This is a genomic window from Rhodococcus sp. OK611, assembly GCF_003050885.1.
Classification (GTDB): Bacteria; Actinomycetota; Actinomycetes; order Mycobacteriales; family Mycobacteriaceae; genus Rhodococcus_G; species Rhodococcus_G oryzae.
In genome coordinates this window covers 120,360-142,325 of record NZ_QAOZ01000004.1, presented here as the reverse complement: position 1 = coordinate 142,325, position 21,966 = coordinate 120,360, and the positions used below count along the sequence as shown (strand labels likewise).

Annotated in this window: 20 protein-coding genes; 2 read left to right on the top strand and 18 right to left on the bottom strand. The window is 68.6% G+C overall.

Annotated elements, in window-relative coordinates; all coding sequences use genetic code 11:
• Positions 1 to 6 precede the first annotated feature (6 nt).
• The 4 genes from C8K38_RS06360 to C8K38_RS06345 all read right to left on the bottom strand — a co-directional run bounded on the left by C8K38_RS06360 (position 7) and on the right by C8K38_RS06345 (position 2,410).
• Positions 7 to 255 (bottom strand): helix-turn-helix transcriptional regulator, encoded by a 249-nt coding sequence (locus C8K38_RS06360; RefSeq protein ID WP_097210467.1) that lies wholly within the window; start codon positions 253 to 255, stop codon positions 7 to 9.
• On the bottom strand, positions 245 to 1,087 hold the full coding sequence (locus C8K38_RS06355; protein WP_097210466.1) for an ABC transporter permease: 843 nt from the start codon (positions 1,085 to 1,087) through the stop codon (positions 245 to 247). The genes C8K38_RS06360 and C8K38_RS06355 overlap by 11 nt, the downstream gene beginning before the upstream one ends.
• On the bottom strand, positions 1,084 to 2,013 hold the full coding sequence (locus C8K38_RS06350; protein WP_097210465.1) for an ABC transporter ATP-binding protein: 930 nt from the start codon (positions 2,011 to 2,013) through the stop codon (positions 1,084 to 1,086). The genes C8K38_RS06355 and C8K38_RS06350 overlap by 4 nt, the downstream gene beginning before the upstream one ends.
• Positions 2,014 to 2,086: 73 nt before the next feature.
• Positions 2,087 to 2,410 carry a hypothetical protein gene (locus C8K38_RS06345; RefSeq protein WP_143548387.1) on the bottom strand — a complete coding sequence of 108 codons (324 nt, stop codon included), beginning with the start codon at positions 2,408 to 2,410 and terminating at the stop codon, positions 2,087 to 2,089.
• A 112-nt stretch (positions 2,411 to 2,522) separates the two neighbouring features.
• Between C8K38_RS06345 and C8K38_RS06340 the strand changes: the two genes are divergently transcribed.
• Positions 2,523 to 3,815, top strand: coding sequence for a D-alanyl-D-alanine carboxypeptidase family protein (locus C8K38_RS06340; protein WP_097210463.1), 1,293 nt, complete (start codon positions 2,523 to 2,525; stop codon positions 3,813 to 3,815).
• 18 nt (positions 3,816 to 3,833) lie between these two features.
• Here the strand turns inward: C8K38_RS06340 and yhjD are convergent, their stop codons facing one another.
• From yhjD to C8K38_RS06270, 14 genes are all read right to left on the bottom strand, one after another.
• Positions 3,834 to 4,862 (bottom strand): inner membrane protein YhjD, encoded by a 1,029-nt coding sequence (gene yhjD / locus C8K38_RS06335; protein WP_097210462.1) that lies wholly within the window; start codon positions 4,860 to 4,862, stop codon positions 3,834 to 3,836.
• A gap of 6 nt (positions 4,863 to 4,868) precedes the next feature.
• A complete protein-coding gene (trpS, locus tag C8K38_RS06330; protein ID WP_245221169.1) occupies positions 4,869 to 5,957 on the bottom strand; it encodes a tryptophan--tRNA ligase in 1,089 nt (362 codons plus the stop codon).
• 42 nt (positions 5,958 to 5,999) lie between these two features.
• Complete coding sequence (locus C8K38_RS06325) at positions 6,000 to 6,479, bottom strand: barstar family protein (RefSeq protein WP_097210461.1); 480 nt, start codon at positions 6,477 to 6,479, stop codon at positions 6,000 to 6,002.
• A complete protein-coding gene (locus tag C8K38_RS06320) occupies positions 6,479 to 6,874 on the bottom strand; it encodes a ribonuclease domain-containing protein (RefSeq protein ID WP_097210460.1) in 396 nt (131 codons plus the stop codon). The genes C8K38_RS06325 and C8K38_RS06320 overlap by 1 nt, the downstream gene beginning before the upstream one ends.
• The gene (locus C8K38_RS06315) at positions 6,864 to 8,981 is read right to left on the bottom strand and encodes an MMPL family transporter (RefSeq protein WP_097210459.1); all 2,118 of its coding nucleotides are present in this window, start codon (positions 8,979 to 8,981) and stop codon (positions 6,864 to 6,866) included. The genes C8K38_RS06320 and C8K38_RS06315 overlap by 11 nt, the downstream gene beginning before the upstream one ends.
• Before the next feature lie 37 nt (positions 8,982 to 9,018).
• The gene (locus C8K38_RS06310) at positions 9,019 to 9,822 is read right to left on the bottom strand and encodes an exodeoxyribonuclease III (protein ID WP_097210458.1); all 804 of its coding nucleotides are present in this window, start codon (positions 9,820 to 9,822) and stop codon (positions 9,019 to 9,021) included.
• A gap of 36 nt (positions 9,823 to 9,858) precedes the next feature.
• Positions 9,859 to 10,911, bottom strand: coding sequence for an NAD-dependent epimerase/dehydratase family protein (locus C8K38_RS06305; protein WP_257017083.1), 1,053 nt, complete (start codon positions 10,909 to 10,911; stop codon positions 9,859 to 9,861).
• A complete protein-coding gene (locus C8K38_RS27365; protein WP_218840949.1) occupies positions 10,896 to 11,147 on the bottom strand; it encodes a hypothetical protein in 252 nt (83 codons plus the stop codon). Before C8K38_RS27365 ends, C8K38_RS06305 begins: the two co-directional genes overlap by 16 nt.
• Positions 11,144 to 12,838 (bottom strand): fatty acid CoA ligase family protein, encoded by a 1,695-nt coding sequence (locus C8K38_RS06300; RefSeq protein WP_257017082.1) that lies wholly within the window; start codon positions 12,836 to 12,838, stop codon positions 11,144 to 11,146. The genes C8K38_RS27365 and C8K38_RS06300 overlap by 4 nt, the downstream gene beginning before the upstream one ends.
• Positions 12,835 to 13,737, bottom strand: coding sequence for a hypothetical protein (locus tag C8K38_RS06295; RefSeq protein ID WP_097210456.1), 903 nt, complete (start codon positions 13,735 to 13,737; stop codon positions 12,835 to 12,837). The genes C8K38_RS06300 and C8K38_RS06295 overlap by 4 nt, the downstream gene beginning before the upstream one ends.
• 5 nt (positions 13,738 to 13,742) lie before the next feature.
• Positions 13,743 to 14,792, bottom strand: a complete 1,050-nt coding sequence (locus tag C8K38_RS06290; RefSeq protein ID WP_077040928.1) for a 3-oxoacyl-ACP synthase III family protein — start codon at positions 14,790 to 14,792, stop codon at positions 13,743 to 13,745.
• Positions 14,793 to 14,853: 61 nt separating this feature from the next.
• On the bottom strand, positions 14,854 to 15,567 hold the full coding sequence (locus C8K38_RS06285) for a formyltransferase family protein (RefSeq protein WP_097210455.1): 714 nt from the start codon (positions 15,565 to 15,567) through the stop codon (positions 14,854 to 14,856).
• Positions 15,564 to 18,584 carry a non-ribosomal peptide synthetase gene (locus C8K38_RS06280; protein WP_179800461.1) on the bottom strand — a complete coding sequence of 1,007 codons (3,021 nt, stop codon included), beginning with the start codon at positions 18,582 to 18,584 and terminating at the stop codon, positions 15,564 to 15,566. Before C8K38_RS06280 ends, C8K38_RS06285 begins: the two co-directional genes overlap by 4 nt.
• 147 nt (positions 18,585 to 18,731) lie before the next feature.
• Positions 18,732 to 19,949 carry an NADP-dependent isocitrate dehydrogenase gene (locus C8K38_RS06270; protein WP_097210453.1) on the bottom strand — a complete coding sequence of 406 codons (1,218 nt, stop codon included), beginning with the start codon at positions 19,947 to 19,949 and terminating at the stop codon, positions 18,732 to 18,734.
• 321 nt (positions 19,950 to 20,270) lie between these two features.
• Here C8K38_RS06270 and hutU point away from each other — a divergent pair, with 321 nt between their 5' ends.
• Positions 20,271 to 21,965 carry a urocanate hydratase gene (gene hutU / locus C8K38_RS06265; RefSeq protein ID WP_097210452.1) on the top strand — a complete coding sequence of 565 codons (1,695 nt, stop codon included), beginning with the start codon at positions 20,271 to 20,273 and terminating at the stop codon, positions 21,963 to 21,965.
• The last annotated feature ends 1 nt before the right edge of the window (position 21,966 follow it).

The window sequence follows — 21,966 nt, the reverse complement described above, 5'->3', positions numbered from 1 at the left end:
TCTGCGTCAAGAATCGGCGACTGCGGCACCCGACCCCAGACGGGGAAAGGGCTCCGTGGAGAACACGACCTCCACCGCCACCTCGAAGTACGCCGCGATCCGCAACGCCAGGTGCAGGCTGGGGCTGTATTCGCCGCGCTCGAGGTAGCCAACGGTCTGATAGTGGACCCCCAGCGCCTCGGCCAGTTCCCGCCGCGAGATGCCCCGCTCGGCGCGGAGCATCGCGATGCGGTTGTAGATGACCTCAGAAGGCACGCTGCATCGCCTTGTCCCGCCGCTCGGCCATGCTCGATCCTGATTCGTGACGCGCCATGCGTCGCAACACTACCGGCGCGATCATCAGGCCTACGACGGCCCAAACACCCAGCACCGCCGCGGTCTCGAGGTGCCGCCAGGACTGGCCGATCTCGATTGCGGCCGCCTCCTCGGGCAGCAGCGCCGAGCGCATGCCGAGGCCGAGCCAGTACATCGGGAAGGACTGGCCGACGGCCTGCAGCCAGCCCGGCAACGCGGTGATCGGGTAGAAGATGCCCGAGATGGCGATCAATCCCATCAGCGGCATCGTCAGCAGAAAGGCCGTCCGCGTGTCGAGCACGCTGCCCAGGATCGCGCCGAATGGCAGCACGGCCAGCAGCCCCAAGGCCACCACCCACACGAAAGTCACCACCGCGCCCGGTCCGGACAGCGAGGAGCCACCGATGATCACCATGCCCACCCCGAGCACGACAACCACCTGCACGATCACCGACCCGGCGGAGGCCACGATCTTGCCGACGAAGTAGCCGGTCATGCCCCGCGGCACCGCCTTGGCGCGCAACAGCGTCCCGTCCTCGCGGTCCAGCACCAGCACGTTGAGCAGGGCATACATGCCGTTGAACGCGATGATGCTGCCGAGCAGACCCGGCACGGCCAGCTCGGCGACGGACAGCCCGCTGTCGCCGTACATACGGCCACGCAACAGGAACAGTACGGCGAGCGCGATTGCGGGCGTGAGGAACTGGCCGATCAGGTCGGGGCCGTTGGTGTACAACTGCCGCAGTTCGATGCCGCCGCGGGCGAGACCGGCGCGGGTGGCAGTGGCGTTCATCGGGTGACCTCCGCGAGGGTGTGGACGGGCTCGGTCGCTTCGCCGGACTCGGCGCGCTTGACCAGGGTCATGTAGGTGTCTTCCAGCGAGGCTCGGCGCACCTCGAGGTCGGCGATGCTCTCGCCGTGCTGCTTGAACAACTCGTGCACGTACTTGGTCGACTCGGTGGTGGTGTGGACGAAGCGCCGACCGTCGACGGTCCAGCTCACCTGGGCTTCGCCTGCGATCGACCGGGAGAGTTCGTCGGGTGAGCCGTCGGCGATGATCCGGCCGCCGGCCAGGATCAGGATCCGGTCGGCCAGGATCTCGGCCTCGTCGAGGTCGTGCGTGGTCAGCAGCACGGTGGTGTCCTCGAGGTCGGCGAGCCGGTGCACCAGATCGTGGAAGTCGCGCCGTGCCGCCGGGTCGAAGCCCGCGGTCGGTTCGTCCATGAACAGCAACTCGGGCCTGCCGACGACGCCGATCGCCACGTCCAGCCTGCGCCGTTGACCGCCGGACAGCGTGGAGATCTTGGCGTCGGCCTGCTCGGCGAGGCCGACCAGCTCGATGAGTTCGTCGGTGTCCCACGGGCGTTGGACCTGGTCGGTGGAGAAGGGGCGGTAGTACGAGCCGAGATGGGCGAGCAGTTCACGCACCCGCCACTTCGCGTGATCGCGCCAGGACTGCAGCACGACGCCGATCCGAGCGCGCCACTGTTCGTCGCCCTGTTCGGGGTCGACACCCAGGACCGCGACGCGGCCGGCCGAGCGGCCACGGAAGCCCTCCAGGATTTCGATGGTGGTGGTCTTGCCCGCCCCGTTGGGGCCGAGCATGACCAGCACCTCGCCGCGCCGTGCCTGGAATGTCACGTCACGCAGAACCTCGTTCGTGTCGTACTGCATTCGCAGCGTGTCGACATCGAGAACAACCCCATTGTGCGAAGTCATGAACCCTCCCTGTCATTGGTCTTCGATGATTTGTAGCATACCTACTACATTTCAGGGCAGCAATGCTCCACCACTACGGTGTCAAACGCGTTTGGGAGGCTTCGTCCCGGAGCGACCGCTCCCTCGCCTCCTTGGCGCGTTCGACGAAGGCGGCGAAGGCCGGGATCTGCGCGGCAGGCACCCTGAACGGCAACACCTGGAACGGAATGCTCACCCCCGTGGTCTGGAGCCTCACCTTCCAGTCCTCCCCCTTGGGGACGACGTGCACCTCGAGGAGCTCCGCGTGCACGAAGAAGATCCCCGGTGCGAATCGGGGCGTCGCGATGGTGACGATGTCGCCGTCGAGCGTCAGCAGAATGTCCCCGTCGATGCGCACCCGGTGCCGGTTCGTGGTCATGACGCTCATTCGAGCACGACCACGGCCGGCACGGCCGCTCTCGACCCGATTCGATCACGGGCCGGTGTGGAAACTTGGACCCCAGCACCGGGTCGAATACCCTGCATCCTCGATGAACGCGCCCGCACGAGCCCTGACCGCACTGGCCGCCGTCGCCTCGATCGCCCTGGTCGGCGCGCCGGCGGTCGCGCAGCCCTCCCCCATGCCGCCGGATTCGAGCACGACCACCACCACGCCGTTCACCACCCCGAACACCGACCACTGCCCGCAGCGCAACTCCCCGCCGCAGGCCATCGATCTCTCCGAGGTGCCTGCCCCCGGACAGACCGCGCCCGCCGCGCTACCCGTCCCCGCCCGGCCGGTCGGCGGCGCCCGCCTCGGCGAGTGCGGCGCCATCGCTCCCGACGGCGCACCCGGTCTGCCCGCCGAGATCTCCGCGACCGGGTGGGTGCTCGCCGACCTCGACTCGGGCGCCGTGATCGCGGCCAAGGACCCACACGGGCGCTACCGCCCCGCGAGCACCATCAAGGTGCTCCTCGCGATCCTCGCCCTGCGCGAGCTCGACCTCGACACCACCGTCACCGCCACCGCCGACGACGCGAACGCCGAGGGCAGCGCGGTCGGCCTCGGCAAGGACGGGCGATACACCAACCGCCAGCTCATGCAGGGCCTGGTGATGGCCTCGGGCAACGATGCCGCGCACGCGCTCGCCGCGCAGCTCGGCGGCGACGAGCGCACCGTGGAGAAGATGAACGAGCTGGCCCGCTCGCTCGGCGCCCTCGACACCCGCACCGCCACCCCGTCCGGCCTGGACGGGCCCGGAATGTCCAGCTCCGCATACGATCTCGCCGTCATCTTCCGTGAGGCCATGCGGGACAAGACCTTCGCCGATTTCATCCATACCGAGTCGGTACCGTTCCCTGGATTCCCGAAGGACCCCACCGACCCGGAGGACAAGGACCACCCCGGGTTCACCCTCGCCAATGACAACAAGCTGCTCTACAACTACGACGGAGCACTCGGAGGCAAGACCGGGTACACCGACGATGCGCGGCAGACCTTCGTCGGTGCCGCCGAACGCAACGGCCGAACGCTCGTGGTGACCCTGATGGCGGGTGACGTCAAACCGATTCGCCCGTGGGAACAGGCCGCCCGACTCCTCGACTACGGTTTCGCGCTCCCGGCGTCGGAAACGGTCGGCACCCTCACGGACTCGACCGAGGCGCAGACAGCCGCACCGGTGACCCTGGCCGCACCACCGTCCAGTCCGGTCGGCGGTCCGATCGCCGCGGCCGCGCCTGCGGACTCCAGCCCCGGGTTGTCGAGAACAGCTGTCGCGGTGGTCGGTTCGGCAATCGTCGGCATGCTCCTCGTCGCGGCCGCGCGGCTCCGACGTCGGCGCTGACCGGGCCGAGACCGAAGGTCAGTCGCGGCGCCTGCGCCGACGAATCAATCCGCCGAGTCCGACCGCGGCCGCCGCGCCCACCCCGACCAGGGCGAGGGCCTCGGACATCGTCGGCCCCCTCGCCGGCGCCTGCTTCACCTCGATGATCGCCGGATCCGGCGGCGGCACAAACGCCTTCACCTCGTTCTCGTGCGCCGTCGCCGCCCATGCTGTGGAGAAGAGCACCAACCTCGCAGTGAAGTAGATGAACACCAGGAGGCCGATGATCGGGCCGAAGGCGGAGCCCGCCGGACCGTTGGTGACCGCCTTCAGGTAGATCGCGCCCAGCCGCTTGAACAGCTCGAACCCCACCGCCGCGAACAACGCCGCCTTTGCCGCACTGCGCAGGGTGATGGGCTCGCGGGGCAACCGTGAGATGACCCAGACGAACAGTGCCCACGTCGCCACCACTGCGAGCAGGCTCGACAGGACCCGCACCAGGGTGCCCACCCAGCCGATGTCGTCGATGCCGAGCCATCCCAGGACCCGCCCGGTGGTGCTGCCCTCACCGATCACCGACAGACCGACCGAAACGATCAGGGCCAGTACCAGACCCACCAGCTTCGCGAGGTCCTTCAGCTTGGTCCGCAGGAACCCTGCAGTGGGATGGCGCTGGTCCCACATCGCGCTGAGCGCCTCGCGCAGGTTCGCCATCCAGCCCAGGCCCGAGTACGCAGCGACGACCAGACCGATGACACCCACCGTGGTGCGTGCGGCGATCGCGGCATCGATCAGCTGGTTGATCTGGACGCCCAGGTCTCCCGGCATCGCCTTGCTGACCGCATCGTGGATCGTGGTCAGCAGCTCGGGGTGTCCGACCAGGATGAAACCGGTGACCGCGAAGCCGACCATCAACAGCGGGAACAGCGCGAACACGCTGAAATAGGTGATCCCGGCCGCGAAGTAGTCGCCCTTCTGCGCCTGGTACCGCCCGCCCGCACGGATCAGGTGATCAAGCCACGGCCGCGTCGCACGGAGACGCTCGAGAAGCGCTTTGACGTCCGGCACCGCGGATCACCCCTTGTACTTCAGGAACCCCACCTTGTCATAGACCGTCGCCAGAGTCCGCTCGGACACCTCGCGGGCCCGTTGCGCGCCCGCATCCAGGATGCGGTCCAGCTCGGCCGGGTCGGCCATGTACGCGTCGACCTTCGCGCGGAGCGGGGTCACGAACTCCACCAGTACCTCGGCGGTATCGGACTTCAGGTCGCCATAGCCCTTGCCCTCGTAGCCCTTTTCCAGGTCCTCGACGCTGGTGCCGGACAGTGCGGACTGAATGGTCAGCAGGTTGCTCACGCCCGGCTTGGTCTCCCGGTCGAAGCGGATCTCGCGCTCGTTGTCGGTGACGGCGGACTTGATCTTCTTCGCCGACACCTTCGGGTCGTCGAGCAGATTGATCAGTCCGGCGGCCGACGCCGCCGACTTGCTCATCTTCGACGTGGGGTCCTGCAGGTCGTAGATCTTGGAGGTGCCCTTGATCATCTGCGCCTCGGGGATCACGAACGCCTTGCCGAACCGCGTGTTGAACCGCTGCGCCAGGTCACGCGCCATCTCCAGGTGCTGGCGCTGGTCCTCGCCCACCGGTACCCGCTGCGGGCGGTACAGCAGGATGTCGGCGGCCATCAGCACCGGATACGTGAACAGGCCCACCGTCGCGGACTCGGTGCCCTGCTTGGCGGACTTGTCCTTGAACTGCGTCATCCGGCTGGCCTCGCCGAAGCCGGTGATGCAGTTCAGCACCCACGCGAGCTGCGCGTGCTCGGGCACCTGGCTCTGCACGAACAGCGTCGACCGATCCGGGTCGATGCCGAGCGCCAGCAGCTGGGCGGCGGCGATCTTCGTGCGGCGCCGCAGCTCCTTGGGCTCCTGCGGGACCGTGATCGCGTGCAGGTCGGGAATGAAGTAGAAGGCGTCGAAATCATCCTGCAGGGGCACCCACTGCTGCAGCGCCCCGAGAAAGTTGCCGAGATGGAACGAGTCGGCGGTGGGCTGGATGCCCGAGAGCACCCGCTGGCGGGCGGCGGTGCCGGGCGCGGCGGGGGCGGTGTTCACCGGGGCGGTGTCCGATGACGGTGCGGACGGCGACGATGCGGAACTCGACATGGCCCCGATCCTTTCATGCCCGGTCACCCACCTGGAATTCGATTACGGCTCCACCCACGCGAGCTCCCCGCCCGCCGACGTCCAGCGGCGGGCCAACGCGCTCGCCGACGGTCGATCCGCCTGCAGGATCACCCGCAGCAGACCGTCGGTCCGGTCCTTCGCGCCGTCCTCGACGGCGTCGACGAACCAGCCCAACTCGCCGGGCTCGTCGGCCAGCAGGTCCGCCGCGTCGCGGATCATCAGCACCAGTCCCGGCGACTCGCCCAGCCAGTCGTCGGCGTCGCGCAGGCACTCGTCGAACGCGTCCTTGTTGGCACCGAAGTAGTACGGGAACTGCAGGGCCGCGGCGAATTCGTCGAACAGGGCGTCGGTCGTCCGCATCTTCGGGGCTCGCACCACCCGCACGGTGTAGCCGCGCTCGGAGAGCGCGTAGGCGAGGGTGTCGCCGACCGGCGCGGTACCGGTCAGCATGCCCGCCACCGGACCGGTTCGATCGGTGATGAATCCGTCCACCGTTGTCATCAGCGCATCCTCACAAATGTCGTGTAGTGATCACCGGTGTACCAGGCCGAACCGTCACTGCCGGTGACGATGCGCTGCGCGTCCCTCGGTTTTCCGCGCTGCTTCGGGTTCACGTCCCACTCGCGGTAACCGACCGCCCGACCCGACCCATCCGTGGTGGGCAGTTGCCGCTCCCTGTTGCCGAAGCGGTCACCGCCCTTGGTGCCCGGCGCCACGGCCGAGTCCGGCCAGGTGCCCTCGTCGATCTTCTGCAGGGTCGCGACGGCTGCCGCGGGAACCCCGGTCTGCGCCGACGAGCCCGGTTTGTCCTGGCCGGTGGTCAGCAGCAGTGCCGCCACGATGGCGACCAGCACCAGCACCGCCGCGGCGATCACACCGCGGGACCTAGTGGACATTGACCCGCTCCCTCAACCGGACCATCGACGCGGGCGCCCACCAGTTGGCCTCGCCCATCAGCTTCACCAGCGCGGGCACCAGCAACATCCGGACCACGGTGGCGTCGATGATCAGCGCGACGATCATCCCGACCCCGATGAACCGCATCACGGACAGGTCGGAGAGGGTGAAGGCACCGGTCACCAAGATCAGCAGGGTCGCGGCCGCGGTCACCACCCGCCCCGTCTTGGCCGCGCCGATGCGCACCGCCTCCTCGGTGGTCGCCCCGGCCCGCCGCGCCTCGACCATCCGCGAGATCAGGAACACCTCGTAGTCGGTGGAGAGACCGAAGACCATCGCGATGATCAGTACGACCATCCCCGAGATCAACGGTCCAGGGGTGACGTTGAGCAGGCCCGCCAGGTGGCCGTCGTAGAAGATCCAGGTGAGGATGCCGAAGGTCGCGCCCAGGCTCAACGCCGCCATCAGCACGGCCTTGATCGGCAGCACGATCGACCCGAACGCGAAGAACATCAGCACCAGCGTCGCGATCACCATCACCGCGATCATCACCGGCAGATAGTGCAGGACCGAATTCACGCTGTCGACCGACAACGCGGTGATCCCGCCGAGCAGCAACTCGGTGCCCGCGGGCGCCTCGATCTCGTCGAGTCTGCGGACCGTGTCGACCGCGGCGACCGAGCGGTCCGGGTCCTCCAGAACCGCGCGGACCGCGACCATCCCATCGGCGGTACCCACGGTGATCGCCTGCTGGACGCCGTCGGTCGCCCCGATCGCCGCGATCACCTCGGTGACCGCCGCATCGTCGGGTGGCGCGCCGTCCTCGCCGCGGATCACGACGGTCGCGCCGCTGCTCGCGATCGGGAACTGCGCGGTGAGCTGCTCCACCGTCGTGCGCGTCTCGTTGCCCGGCGGCAGCGCTGTGTGGTCCACATCGCCGAAACGGGTCCCCAACAGCGGCAGCGTCAACAGCAACAGCACGGTCACGATGGTGACGGCGATGACGACCGGCCTGCGCATCACGGCGGTCGCGAGCGCGCCCCAGAAACGTTGCGCGCGAGCCTCACCCCGCTCGAACGCCCCGCGGCGCCAGGTCAGCGCGTCGATCCGAGGGCCCAGGATGGCGAGCAGCGCGGGCAGCGCCGTCAACGAGAGCACCGCGGCCAGCGCGACCGCGGCCATCGCGCCGAACCCGAGCGATTTGAGCATCTGCTGCGGGAACACCAGGGTGCCCGCGAACGCACACAGCAGCAGCACCGCGGAGAACGCGACCGTGCGGCCCGCGGAGGCCATGGTCCTGGTGACCGCCTCGTCGGTGCCCGCGCCTGCCGCCAACTCCTCGCGATAGCGGCTGACGATGAAGAGTCCGTAGTCGATCGCCATGCCGAGCCCGAGCAGCGAGGCGATGTTCACCGAGAACACGCTGACCTCGAGGAACATCGAGAGCAGGCGCAGCGCGGCCAGCGCGCCGAACATCGAGAGCGCGCCGATCGCGACCGGGATCGCCGCGCCGACCAGCCCGCCGAAGACCAGCACCAGCACCAGCAGGGTGACCGGCAACGAGACCATCTCCGCGACCACCAGGTCGCGCTTGGACTCCTTGTTGACCTCGTCCGCGATCGCGCTGAACCCGGACAGCTCGGTCGACACCCCCGGCACGGTCAGCTGCGGTTCGAGTTCCGTGAACGACTCGATCCGCTCGCTCTCGCTGCCCGCCACGAAAACCACTGCCAGCGCGGTGGATCCGTCGGCGCTGCGCAGCAACGACCGGATCGGGCCCGTCGCGCTCCAGTAGTCCTCGATCGGCTCCGCCAGCAGGCCCCGATCGACCTCGGCGAGCCGGGCCGACACCGCGGGGCCGATGTCGTCGACGGTCTTACCGTCGGGGGCACGGTAGATCGCGACGATGTCCGGGCTGCGGATCCCGAAATGGTCGGCCAGCAACTCGTCGACGAGCGCCGCCTCACTGGACGGGTCGATGTCACCGCCCTGGCTGAGCCGGTCCAGCACACCGGATCCCCACAGGCCCCCGAGGAGCATGGCGCCGACCACGACCGTCAGCACGGCCCAACGGCGCCCCAGCACGAACGATGTCCACCGCGTCACGGTGGAAGACTAGCGGTATCGGACTGGCGGTATCGGACTAGCGATACTGGACGGTGACCGGCGCGTGGTCCGACCACCGCAGGTCGTAGGACGCGGCCCGCTCGACGACGGCCTGCTTCGCCCGCTCGGCGAGCACGGGCGTCGAGACCTGGTAGTCGATCCGCCAGCCAGAGTCGTTGTCGAATGCCTTGCCGCGGTAGGACCACCAGGTGTAGGGACCCTCGAGGTCCGGGTGCAGCCGGCGCATCACGTCCACCCAGCCGAACTCGCCGAACACCGAGCCCATCCACTCGCGCTCGTTCGGCAGGAAGCCGGAGTTCTTCTTGTTTCCCTTGTGGTTCTTCAGGTCCAGCTCGGTGTGCGCGATGTTCCAGTCGCCGCACACCACCACGTGCCGGTCCGCCCGCTCGGCCGCCGCTGCCGTCGCGGCCAGATACGGTCCGAAGGATCCGAGGAACCGTTCCTTCTCCACCTGCCGCTCGGTCTCCACCTCCCCGGAGGGGAGGTACAGGCTGGCCACCGTGAGGTCGTCGAAGTCGGCCTCGATGTATCGCCCGGCCTCGGCGAACTCCTCGTCCCCGTGCCCGATCCGCACCGCGTCCGCCTGCCTACGCGACAGGATCGCCACCCCGTTGCGGCCCTTGGCCGACGGCTGGGCGGAGGCCAGGTGCCAGCCGGCCTCGAGGGCAGCGGCCAGGGTGGTGGCGAGTTGCTTGTCGTCGGCGCGGGTCTCCTGCAGGCAGATGACGTCCGCCTCGGTGGACTCGATCCACTCCAGCATGCCCTTCTTGGCTGCGGCGCGGATCCCGTTGACGTTGACGGTGGTGATGATGTGCGGCACGGGTAGGAACCGTAGCCCAACCGGCCGACAGCGCCGCTATCGCAGCGGGGCCGCCAGCGCCTCGAGTCCGCCCTGCTCGTCCACCCAGTCCTTGAAGGCGGCGAGCCCCTTGTCCCGGTCCACCACCGGCCGGTAGCCGAGGTCGCGCCTCGCGGCGCCGGTGTCGAAGGTCGCGCTGCGCGTCATCAGCGCGATCACGTACCGCGACAGCGGCGGCGACCAGCGCTTCGCGATGTAGGGCACCCGCCAGATCGCCTCCGCGATCGTCACCACGGCGGCCAGCACCCGAGGGTTGGGTCTGCGGCTGGGCGGGGCGAACCCGAACATCCGTGACACCACCCCGACGAACTCCCACACGTTGGTGGTCTCGGCGTCCGCGATGTAGTACGGCCTGCCCCCGACCTGGTCCGAGCCCGCGGCCCGCACGCACGCGTCGACGATGTTGTCGACGTGGCAGAGCGAGGCGTAGACGTCCTTGCCGCCGGAGATGTCCGGCAGGGAGCCCTCGGATGCCTTCGCGAGCAGCCGGACGATCGGACCGGACCGGTCGCCCGCACCCCAGATCGCCCGCGGCCGCAGCGCGCAGGTGATCAGGTCGGGGCCGTTCGCCTCCAGCACGAGCCGCTCGGCGGCGGCCTTCGTCTCGGAATACAGGTTGAGGTACCTGCTCGGGTACGGGACCGACTCGTCGACGTCGATCTGATCGCCGCCGTCGTACTCCATCAACGCGCTCGGGCTGGAGATGAACACGAAGCGCGACACACCGTTTCGGTGGGACGCCTCCAGCAGGTCGACGGTCGCCTGCACGTTCTCTTTCCAGAATTGTTCGCGGACACCACGTTCGTCCACCCTCGCGGCGCTGTGGAACACCACGTCCACTCCCCGCGTCGCCTCGAACAGGGAGTCACGGTCGGTGAGGTCGCCGTAGACGAGGGTCAGCTTCGAGGTGTCGCCGAGATCGGTGAGGTTGCTGCTGCGGCGCACCAACACGGAGACGTCCATCTCGCCGTCCGCGACCAGTCGACGGGCGAGTGCGCCACCGAGGAATCCGCTCGCACCGGTCACCAGTGCCCTCACTGGGTCCGCCACCAGGTCGCACCGAGCAGCATCGTCATCGCGGCGATCTTCACATCCGAATGCCCCCGTGCGCGGCCTTCCTTCAGTGCGGCCGGGATCTGCGCGGCGTGCGCTCCGACACTGAGCACCACGTCGATCCACCACAGCGCCCGCGCGACACGGTTGCCGGAGGGCCGGATGAGCCCGGCCACCAGGTAGATCCATCCCAAGACCGGGATGGCACGCAGCAGCATGACCTTCGTATTCATCGTTCCGCCTTCACCAATTGCGATGCCGCCCAGACCGTCAGCTTCTCGCGCCCGATCTTCGCGTTGTGCCGGATGTCGACCGGGAAGCCGGGATGGAAGAGGAAGTCGTGGATTCGATCGGTGGTGTGGCTCTGTCCCCCGAGCTCACGCAGTTCCTCCTCGATCCGCGCCCGTTCGCTCTTCCTGACCCCGGGCATCAGCTCGACACAGAGCACCGGGCGGGTGTCGCTGTCACCACGGACACCGACCAGCGCGGTCCGGAACACCTCCGGGACCGTGTTGAAGATCTGCTCGCACTGGACGGTGAACAGCGCTCCGTCCGCGGTGCGGACCCGCTGACTCTTGCGCCCGCAGAACCAGATCCGGCCACCCTCGTCGATCCAGCCCAGGTCACCCGTCCGGTGCCAGGTACGGTCACCGTCCCTGATCTTGCCGAGCGCGTTCGCCGCCTCCGGCCAGGCGTAGCTGGTGCTGACGTTCGGCCCGGCCACCACGATCTCGCCAATCCCACCCGCGGCCGTCTCGTCGGACCTGGTGGGGATCGGCTCGTCGGTGATGCCGACGACCCTCGCCTCGAGGCCGAGCGCCGGTCGCCCGATGCACGTTCCCGCGCCTGCGTGGGCCCGGGCGACGAACTCGCCGAGCAGCTCGCGTGACTCGATCGCCGACATCGGCAGGGCCTCCGTCGACCCGTAGCCGGCGGTCACCTCGGCCTCGGCTGGCAGGATCGCGCGGAGCGCCGCGATGGCGTGGTCCGGCACCGGTGCGCCACCGGAGTAGATAGACCGCACGGACGGCAGCCGCACGTCGTGCGTCTGCGCGTACCGCACCAGCGGAACCAGCACGGCAGGCGAGGCGAACATCGTCCGGATGTCGAACCGGTGGATCGCGTCGACCACGTGCGCGGGATCCGTCGAGCCCACCTCCCCCGGCACGATCGGCGGCAGCACGCAACGGGAGCCGAGCATCAGGTCGAGCACCCCGAAAATCGGCAACGTGATCAGGGACGTCTCGGGCGGCACCCGCTTGCGGGCGTCGTCTACCTGGTCCAGCATCGCGGCGAGGTTGCCGTGGGTGAGGTTGACGGCCTTGGCGGGGCCGGTACTGCCCGTGGTGAAGGCGATCATCATCACCTCGTCGGCCGGTGCCTCCTGGCTCGGGGCCACCGGGCGGTCCGGCGTCCGGCCCCAGGCCCGAAGGGAATGGCCGCCCCACAGCTTGCGCCCGACGGTGACCATGACCCCCACCGTCGCGAACGACGAACGGAACACCAATCGCAGCAGGTGCGCCTTCGAGATGCCGATGAACGCCTGTGGGGAAACGGATTTCAGGCAGGTGAGCATCGGGCGTAGCCCCATGCCCGGGTCGATCACAACGGGCACCGCCGCCACCTTCAGCAAACCGATCATGATGGCGTAGAACTCGGGCCCAGGGGTGACCAGCAGCAGGGTTCGCACCCCACGCCGGATCCCGATCTCCTCGAACCGCTGGGCGAGCAGATCGGACCAGTCATCGAGCTCCCGATAGGTCAGCCGACCGTACGTCGGCACACCCGCCTCGCCCTTGCCGTCCGGTGAGATCACCGCCTCCAGATCCGGGTGCGCCCGCGCGATCGCCCGGATCCGTTCCACCGATCCGCAGTGCGCCGCCGGGCGGGCGGGCACCGCGGTCGTGGTCGTCGCCCTGCTCACGCCGTCGGTGCCAGCCGGTACACGGTGGCGGCCGCGCTCGGCCCGGCGCCCGCGGCCACGAACAGCACGGTGTCGTAGCCGGCCAGGATCGCCTCGTCCACCTGGTGATACGCCGCCGTCAGCGCGGCGGTGTGCGCGTCACCCTCGACCACACCGCTGCCGAGCACCGCCTCCGGTGCGATACCGAGCTGCGCGGCCAGGGCGGCCGGGAACCCCGCGGTCGGCCGCGAGCTGATCAGCGCGGTCCGAGACAGGTCCAGCCCGCCCTCGTGCGCTCCGATCGCCTTACCCGCCGCGACACCTGCCACCTCGAGCAGACGCTCCTCGAACCCGTCCTCGCGCTCCACGGTCACCAGCGAGCGACCGTGGACACCCATCTCGGCGATATTGGCGAACCCCCTCGTCGCCGGGGTCCCCTCCAACTCCGCGACGTGCACGGGGCCGAATCCCGATGGGGTGTCGGTCTTCTCGAGCAACATCGCCGCCCCCGCCGTGACGAACGGGAAGTCCGCGGCGGGCCTGCGTCGCTGGAGCGAGGGGTGGGTGTCCCCGGAGACGACGAGAACGTACTGCGCACTGTCGGTTTCGAGAAGGGCGGTCGCCACCTGCACCGCGTTGAGCACACCACAGGCCCCGTTCATCAGGTCGAACGAGAACGACCTGCTCACGCCCTCCGGATACTCGAGGCCGATGCCCGCCGCCCGCTGGATGAGCGCCGCGATCGCCGGCTCGAACAGGTTCGAGTCGCGGTAGACGCCGGTGTTGATGAGCACGCCCACCTGCTCGGGCTCGATGCCCGCACTGCTCATGGCGCCGCGCGCCGCGCGCGCGGAATGCTCGATGGCGCTCGTCGTCGCCGTGGCCACGCTCATCCCGGTGGACTTGATCGAGATACCCATGTTGCTCAGACCTCCAGGGACGTGATCGTGGCGGACACGTAGCCGGTCACGATGCCGGATGCCGCAGGAACCATCAGGATCTTCGATCCCTTCGGGACCGCCTTGTCCTTCAGATGGTCGTGCAGCACGATGAAATGCGAAGTGCTGGAGGTGTTGCCGTACTTCTCCACCACGTTGAGCGCGGGCGGCATCGGGGTGCCAAACTCCTTCTCACCGAGCGCGTTCATGTACACGACGGCCGAGGCGCCGAACTGGTGGTGGATGACGAAGTCGAACTCCTCGTCGGCGAAGGTCTGGCCGCGGGCAGCGAGGAACTCCCGCTGCGCGTTCGTCCACAGCAGGAACCGTGATTCGTTGTGCATCTTGCGGTTGTCGGTGTACAGCGCGATGCCCGGCGACTGGTCACTCGGCATACCCATGCACAGGTCGGAGTACTCCGACGCCGTCATCAGCTCGATGTAGTCGATCTTGTCGGCGTCGTCGACGGATCGGTCCATGATCACGGCAGCGCCCGAATCGCCCACGGACAGCGAGGCGAACTGCAGGTCGTACTTCTCCGAGATCTCGCGCACCGCGGTCTCCGAGATCGGGGTGATGTGCTCGCCGCTCACGACCATCCCGTTGCGGACCGCGCCGGAGCGGATCATCCGGTCGAGCACGTAGACGCCACTGAGCATCCCCGCGCAGGCGTTGGACAGATCGAAATGGATGGCGCCCTTGACGCCCAGCTCCTTGCCGAGCATCGACGCGAAGGACGGCTCCAGGTACATGAAGTCCCTGTCCTTGCTCCGCGAGATCGAGGTCGAGATGATCACGTCGAGATCGCCCGCCTCGTAGCTCGATCGGGACAGCGCGTCACGGGCGGCGTTGCAGGCCAGCGTGAACGAATCCTCGTAGTTGTCCGCGCTGGAGTCGTACACCCGGCGGTCCACAACTCCCGTGATCGCCTGCAGATCGAAGCTCGGCGGCACGGCGAGCTTGGCGAGCAGGTCCTTCGTGCTGAGTACCGCGGACGGGAGGTACGCGCCTATCGATTCGAACCTCGACTGGGTCATCTTGGATCCTCTTGGGGGTCGGTAGATCTGGCTGGTGGTTCGGCGTTCTCTTGGTGGAGCGTCACATCAGTGCGGCGGCCTCGAGATCCGGCACGGCGCCGCCTGCCGCCGCGGCCGCGATCGCCGGGTAGCGAGGAGCAAAGACCCCGAGCGCGGTTGCCCGCTCGAAGTTCGCGTCGCCGCGGTGCCCCGGCAGCTCGCGAATGCTCGCCGCACCGTAGTAACCGCCGGGGACGACGGCTGCGGGCGCCGACGGTGCCGGCCCGGTCATCACCGCGTCCAGGCTCCGCTCGAACAACTCGTGGCAGGCGCGCAATCCGTTCATCATGACATCCTGGAAGCGGTCGTCGGGTGCGATCGCGAACCGCTCGACGTCGACCACAGCTCCGGTGTCGATGCCGGAGTCGACCCGGTGCAGCGTCGCCGCGTACTCGTCGCGGCCCTGGAGAATCGCGTGCACGATCGCGGCGGCGGGCAGTCCACGGAACTCCGGCAAGGGGCCGTTGTGGATGTTGTAGATCCGCAGGTCGGAGTTCACGAGCGCGGGACCGAAGATCATGGGGTTGTTGATCGACCACACCACCGAGTCGGTGCACGCCTCCGCAAGCACTGCTGCCTCGGCGTCGACATCCGTGGTCTCGAGGTGCGCTAGTCCCTCGAGCCCAGCAGGCGCGGCATCGCCGGGCCCGGTGCACACCAGGTCAACCGTGAAATCCGATGCGGACGCGAATCGCGCAGCGCGCCAGAGCAATGCGCCGCTTCCCACCAGGATCATCCGAGCTCCCCCGCCCGCTTCGCATAAACGGCGGCGGCGCACACCCTGCCGAGGGTGAGCTGGTGCACCAAGTCCTCGAGCTCGGCGACGAACGCCGCTTCGCCTGCGCGTCCGACCACCGTGCGCGAGACCTGCGAGAGCATCTCCACCGACGCCAGTGAATCCCCGCCGAGGGCGAAGAAATCCGAATCCGCGCGCAGGGTGCTCACATCGACCATGAGGACCTTCGCCCAGATCGCGGCGATCTCGTCCTCGATCCGCCGGTCGGGCTCGGCCGATCCGGGGCCCTTCGCGGTGTCGGTCGCCTGCTCCGGGATCACCGCGTCGGCGACGCTCAGTCCCGCGCTGTCGAGCTTCCCGTTGGCGGTCAGTGGAATCGCGTCGACGATGTGGATCTCGGCCGGGATCATGTAGGCGGGCACCTTCTGTGCCAGGAAGTCCCGGAGCTGCTGTGCATCTGGCGCGTCCGTCTCGCCAGCGCCCACCACGTACGCGGCCAGGACGTTGTCGCCGCGCTCCGCGCGCCGGACCGCCGCCACCGCGGCCCTGCCGACCAGGGGATGCTGCTCGATGGCGGCCTGGACCTCGCCGGGCTCCACGCGATTGCCCCTGATCTTCACCTGGCTGTCGACGCGACCCGCGAACTCGAGCGCACCGCCGGGAAGTCGGCGGCCGAGGTCACCGGTCCGATAGCACCGTTCGCCCGTGGACAGGGTGACGAAGCGTTCGGCGGTGACGTCCGGCCGGTTCAGGTAGCCGCGCGCCACCTGGGGGCCGCCGAAGTACAGCTCACCGATCTCTCCGTCGGGCACCGGCAGGCGATCCGGGTCGAGCAGATGAACCGTGGTGTCTGCGGCAGGCCCACCGATCGGTACCGGCTGGGGCGCGGCCGACGGCTCGTCGTCGAGGACAAGGGCGGTACACACGATCGACATCTCCGCGGGCCCGTAGCTGTTGAGCAGCCGGCAGTCCGGGCCGAACAGTTCGCGGGCACGCGCGGCCAGCGGCCCGTGCAGCGCCTCGCCTCCGATGCTGACCGCCCGCATCCCCACCGGCCGCAGCTCCAGCCGGACCATCACTTCCAGCAGGCTCGGCGTCACCATCATCGTGTTCACCGTGGAACCCTCGAGCATCTCCGACAAGACCAGGTGATTGATGTCGTCCGGCACCAACACCACCGCACCGCCGCTGAGCAGCGGGAGCAGCAGCGCCGCGCACGCCATGTCCGCCGCCTGCGTGTGATAGTGCGCGTAGCGGGTCTCGGGCCCGAGCCGGTACCAGTCGGTGGCCGAGCGCATCAGGTTCACGATGCCCCGGTGTTCGACCTGGACGCCCTTGGGCCGTCCCGTCGAGCCCGAGGTGTAGGTGACGTAGACCAGATCGTCGGCAGTGGCGAGGTCCGGCAGCTTGTCGGCGCCGGAATGGGGCAGGTCGTCGACCACCAGGACATCGGTTTCGCCGAACGCGGCCCGCCCCTTCGACGCCCGCTCGGTCACGCAGTGGCGCACACCGGAATCCGCGAGGATTCCGAGAATCCGCTCGTCCGGGTGCTTGGGGTCGAGCGAGAGAAAAGCGGCGCCCGCCTTGAGGATTCCCAGATGTCCCACCACTGCGTCGAGCGACCGACGCGCCAGCACCGCGACGACGTCGCCGTGCCGCACACCCCGGCCGCGCAGTTCCGCTGCCACCACGTCGGCACGGGCGTCGAGCTCCGCATAGCTGAGCTGACCGTCCGGGCCGATCGCGGCAGGCGCGTCCGGCGCGCTCCGGACCAGGCCGTCGAAGATGCTCGTCACCGTTCGCCCCGGCCCGGGGGCCTGTGCCCCGATCGGCCCCGGCTGCACCTGGGCTCCGAGTGCGGTGGCGATATCGTCCAGCAGTCGCTCGAGTCGAGACGCGATCCCCGCACCGTTGCGGCAGGAGACCACGAGTTCGGTTCGCCCGCGAGCCTCCAGCACCGCGATCGAGAGCGGCACCATGCCCGTGTGGACCGGCAGGCCCCACACCTCGGTGGCGGCGAATCCGGGAAAGCTCAACTCGTCGAGATCGACTGTCCCCGTATGGGAGACGATCGCCGACACCAGGTTTCCCCCGGTACGGGTGCCGATGGACATGCCGGCGCGCAGGATGGACCGTGCCATCCACACCGGCATCTGCTGCAGCCCACCGTTGTTCATCTCACCGAGCTCGCGGGACTCCACCATCCCGCGCAGCAGTTGGGCATGGATGCGCGACCAACCGTCCCCCGGCGTCGCGTCGAGGAACAGCGGCAGCGCCAGGTTGGCCGTCGACCGCAGGTCCTTGTCGTGCCGACGCAGATCGACGGGGACCATGATCCGGGTCTTACCCCCGACCGCAGCCGTGATCAGCTCGGCGATCCGGGCGACCACCGCGGGCGAGGTTCCCTCCACGGTTCGCCTGCGCCAGAGGAAGTCCGACTCGCCGGGGGCCGGGCGGGCCCGCCCGAACGGCGAACGCGCGGTGGGGATCAGCGCGGTCGGCTTGCCGTCGATCCCGAGCGACTCGACGAGGCCGTGGTCGGCGATCGCGTCCCGCGCGCCGACCGTCCGATCGCCGCGCAGCAGGCGGAACACCTCGGCAGCCCACAGATGCAGGCCCTTTCCGTCCATCACGCCATGAAAAGCCCTGAACACCAGAATATTCCGAGTGTCTCCTAGCAGCAGGACCTCACAGGTCGGTCCATGCTCCGGGTCGAGCGGACGACTCAGCATCGGATGGTCGTCGAGCGGGGTGTCCACCAACGAGTGTTCCGTTGCCACCACCACGGGGGGCGCGATGCGGCTGTCCACCCATCGCTCGCCGCGCCGCACGAGCCGGGCACCGGGGCAGGATTCGGACGCGCCCGCGACCGCGACCGCGAGGTCCCGCTCGTCGACCGAGCCCGTCCCCTGGATCACCAACTGGATGGCGAAGGGAGGGGCAAGCGTCTGCATCGCCAGATACAGACGCTCGGTGGGTGAGATCAGTCGTTCGAAAAGGGGCACAACGGAAGACAACGTCGCTCCTAGCCAGGGGGGTGCCGGAATAGTATCGGTTCGACGGTGACTCTGCATGGGGTTGCTCGAGTCGGTCCCTGACAAACAAAAAGTGGGACCCGCCCCGACCTGGGGCTGGTCCCACTTTCCGACTCCCTGCGGCCTCCGCTATCGGCTGGCCTTCTGCATGTTCTCGTCCAGCGCACCGAGGAACTCCTCGGTGGTGAGGTAGCCCTGGTCGCCGCCGACGAGGGACGCGAGGTCCTTGGTCATCTGACCACCCTCGACGGTCTTGATGACGACGTCCTCGAGCTGCTGCGCGAACGCGATCACCTCGGGGGTGTTGTCCAGCTTGCCGCGGTGCTCGAGACCCCGGGTCCACGCGAAGATGGACGCGATGGGGTTGGTCGAGGTGGGCTTGCCCTGCTGGTGCTGGCGGAAGTGCCGGGTGACGGTGCCGTGCGCGGCCTCCGCCTCACAGGTCTTTCCGTCCGGCGTCAGCAGCACCGACGTCATCAGTCCGAGCGAGCCGAAGCCCTGGGCGACGGTGTCCGACTGGACGTCGCCGTCGTAGTTCTTGCATGCCCAGACGTAGCCGCCCTCCCACTTGAGTGCGGAAGCCACCATGTCGTCGATGAGGCGGTGCTCGTAGGTCAGGCCCGCCGCGTCGAACTCGGACTTGAACTCGGTCTCGTAGACATGCTGGAAGATGTCCTTGAACGCGCCGTCGTACGCCTTGAGGATGGTGTTCTTCGTGGAGAGGTATACCGGGTAGTTCTGCTGCAGGCCGTAGTTGAGCGAGGCCCGCGCGAAGTCCGTGATGGACGAGGTGAAGTTGTACTGCCCCTGGACGACGCCGCCGCCCTCGGGGAAGTTCACCAGCTCGTGCTCGATCGGCTCGCTGCCGTCCTCGGGCGTGTAGGTGATCATCACCTTGCCGGGACCGGGCACCTTGAAGTCGGTGGCGCGGTACTGGTCACCGAACGCGTGACGGCCGATGATGATCGGCTTGGTCCAGCCCGGAACCAGTCGCGGAACGTTCGAGATGATGATCGGCGCGCGGAAGATCGTGCCGCCGAGGATGTTGCGGATGGTCCCGTTGGGGGAACGCCACATCTTCTTGAGGCCGAACTCCTCGACGCGAGCCTCGTCCGGCGTGATGGTGGCGCACTTGACGCCGACGCCGTGCTTCTTGATCGCGTTCGCGGCATCGATCGTGACCTGGTCATCGGTCTTGTCGCGGTATTCGATACCGAGGTCGTAGTACTCGAGATTCACATCCAGGTACGGATGGATCAGTTTGTCCTTGATGAACTGCCAGATAATGCGGGTCATCTCATCGCCGTCGAGTTCGACGACAGTGCCTTCAACCTTGATCTTGGACATGTGGTATTCGCGTCCTCCTAGGAAGTTTCCCCTGGTCACACGGCTCGGGCCCCGCTTTGTGAGCGAGACCACGAACGACTCAATCAGTAATCTATACAACCCGTGCGAACCGGGTCGATCCGCACCAAACAAGACGAGCGTACTGCTAAGCGACTCGGACGCAACCGCTGGCCCGGCCCCGGCGAACCTACCGATCGGTAGCTTTGCGCAGCTCAAGCGCGGATTCGGGCCGTGACCTCGGCGCCGATTCCGCCGAACTCTGGCCAACCCGGTTCCGACGGAGTGTGATGAGTGGGCGGACGTCATCGAGGGGAGATCGAGATGACCGAACGTGCCGACGCCGGTCCACGACCGGTCCGCGCCCCGCGCGGCAACACCCTGACCTGCCGGGGGTGGCAGCAGGAGGGCGCCCTCCGGATGCTGATGAACAACCTGGACCCGGAAGTGGCCGAGCGCCCCGACGACCTGGTCGTCTACGGCGGCACCGGCCGCGCCGCCCGCAACTGGGCGTGCTTCGACGCGATCGTGCGGACGCTGCGGACGCTGGCCGACGACGAGACGCTGCTGGTGCAGTCGGGCAAGCCGGTGGGGGTTCTGCGCACCCACGAATGGGCACCGAGGGTCCTGATCGCCAACTCCAACCTGGTCGGCGACTGGGCGAACTGGGAGGAGTTCCGCCGGCTCGAGGCGCTCGGCCTGATCATGTACGGCCAGATGACCGCAGGCTCCTGGATCTACATCGGCAGCCAGGGCATCCTGCAGGGCACCTACGAGACGTTCGCTGCGGTCGCCCGCAAGCTCGCGGCCTCTGGTCGGTATGAGCACAGAGGGGGCTCGCTGACAGGCACGATCACCCTGACCGCCGGGCTGGGCGGCATGGGCGGGGCGCAGCCGCTGGCGGTGACCATGAACGGCGGTGTCGCGATCTGCGTCGAGTGCGACCCGGACCGGATCAATCGCCGCATCGCGCATCACTACCTCGACGCGAAGACCGAGAGCGTCGAATCGGCGCTGGAGATGGCCGTCCTCGCCCGCCACGAGCGCCGCCCGCTGTCGATCGGACTGCTCGGCAACGCGGCCGAGGTGGTGCCGCGACTGCTCGCGATGAACGCGCCGATAAACATCGTCACCGATCAGACCTCCGCGCACGACCCGCTGAGCTATCTGCCGGTCGGGATCGCCGTCGAGGACTGGCACAGGATGGCCGAGAAGGACCCCGACTGGTTCACGACCGAGGCCCGCGAGTCCATGGCCGCGCACGTCGAGGCCATGGTCGGGTTCAAGGACGCGGGCGCCGAGGTCTTCGACTACGGCAACTCGATCCGCGACGAGGCGCGGCGCGGCGGCTACGACCGGGCGTTCGATTTCCCCGGCTTCGTGCCCGCGTACATCCGCCCCCTGTTCGAGGAGGGCCGTGGCCCGTTCCGCTGGGTCGCGCTGTCCGGCGACCCCGCCGACATCGCGGCCACCGACAGGGCCGTCGTCGACCTTTTCCCGGACGACGAACACCTGCGTCGGTGGATCACACTCGCGGGCGAGAAGGTCCGTTTCGAGGGCCTGCCCGCGCGCATCTGCTGGCTCGGCTACGGCGAACGCCACCGGGCCGGCCTGAGATTCAACGAGATGGTCGCGTCCGGCGAGGTGTCCGCGCCGCTGGCCATCGGCCGTGACCACCTCGACGCCGGCTCGGTGGCGTCCCCGTACCGGGAGACCGAGTCGATGGCCGACGGATCGGACGCCATCGCCGACTGGCCGCTGCTCAACGCGCTGGTCAACACCGCGTCCGGGGCCTCGTGGGTGTCCATCCACCAGGGCGGCGGAGTCGGTATGGGACGGTCCATCCACGCCGGCCAGGTGTGCATCGCCGACGGCACCGAACTGGCCGCGCGCAAGCTCGAGCGGGTGCTCACCAACGACCCGGCCACCGGCGTCATCCGGCACGTCGACGCCGGCTACCCCGCCGCGGCCGGGGTGGCGACCGCCCGCGGCCTGCGCGTCCCGATGTGGGAGGGCTAGT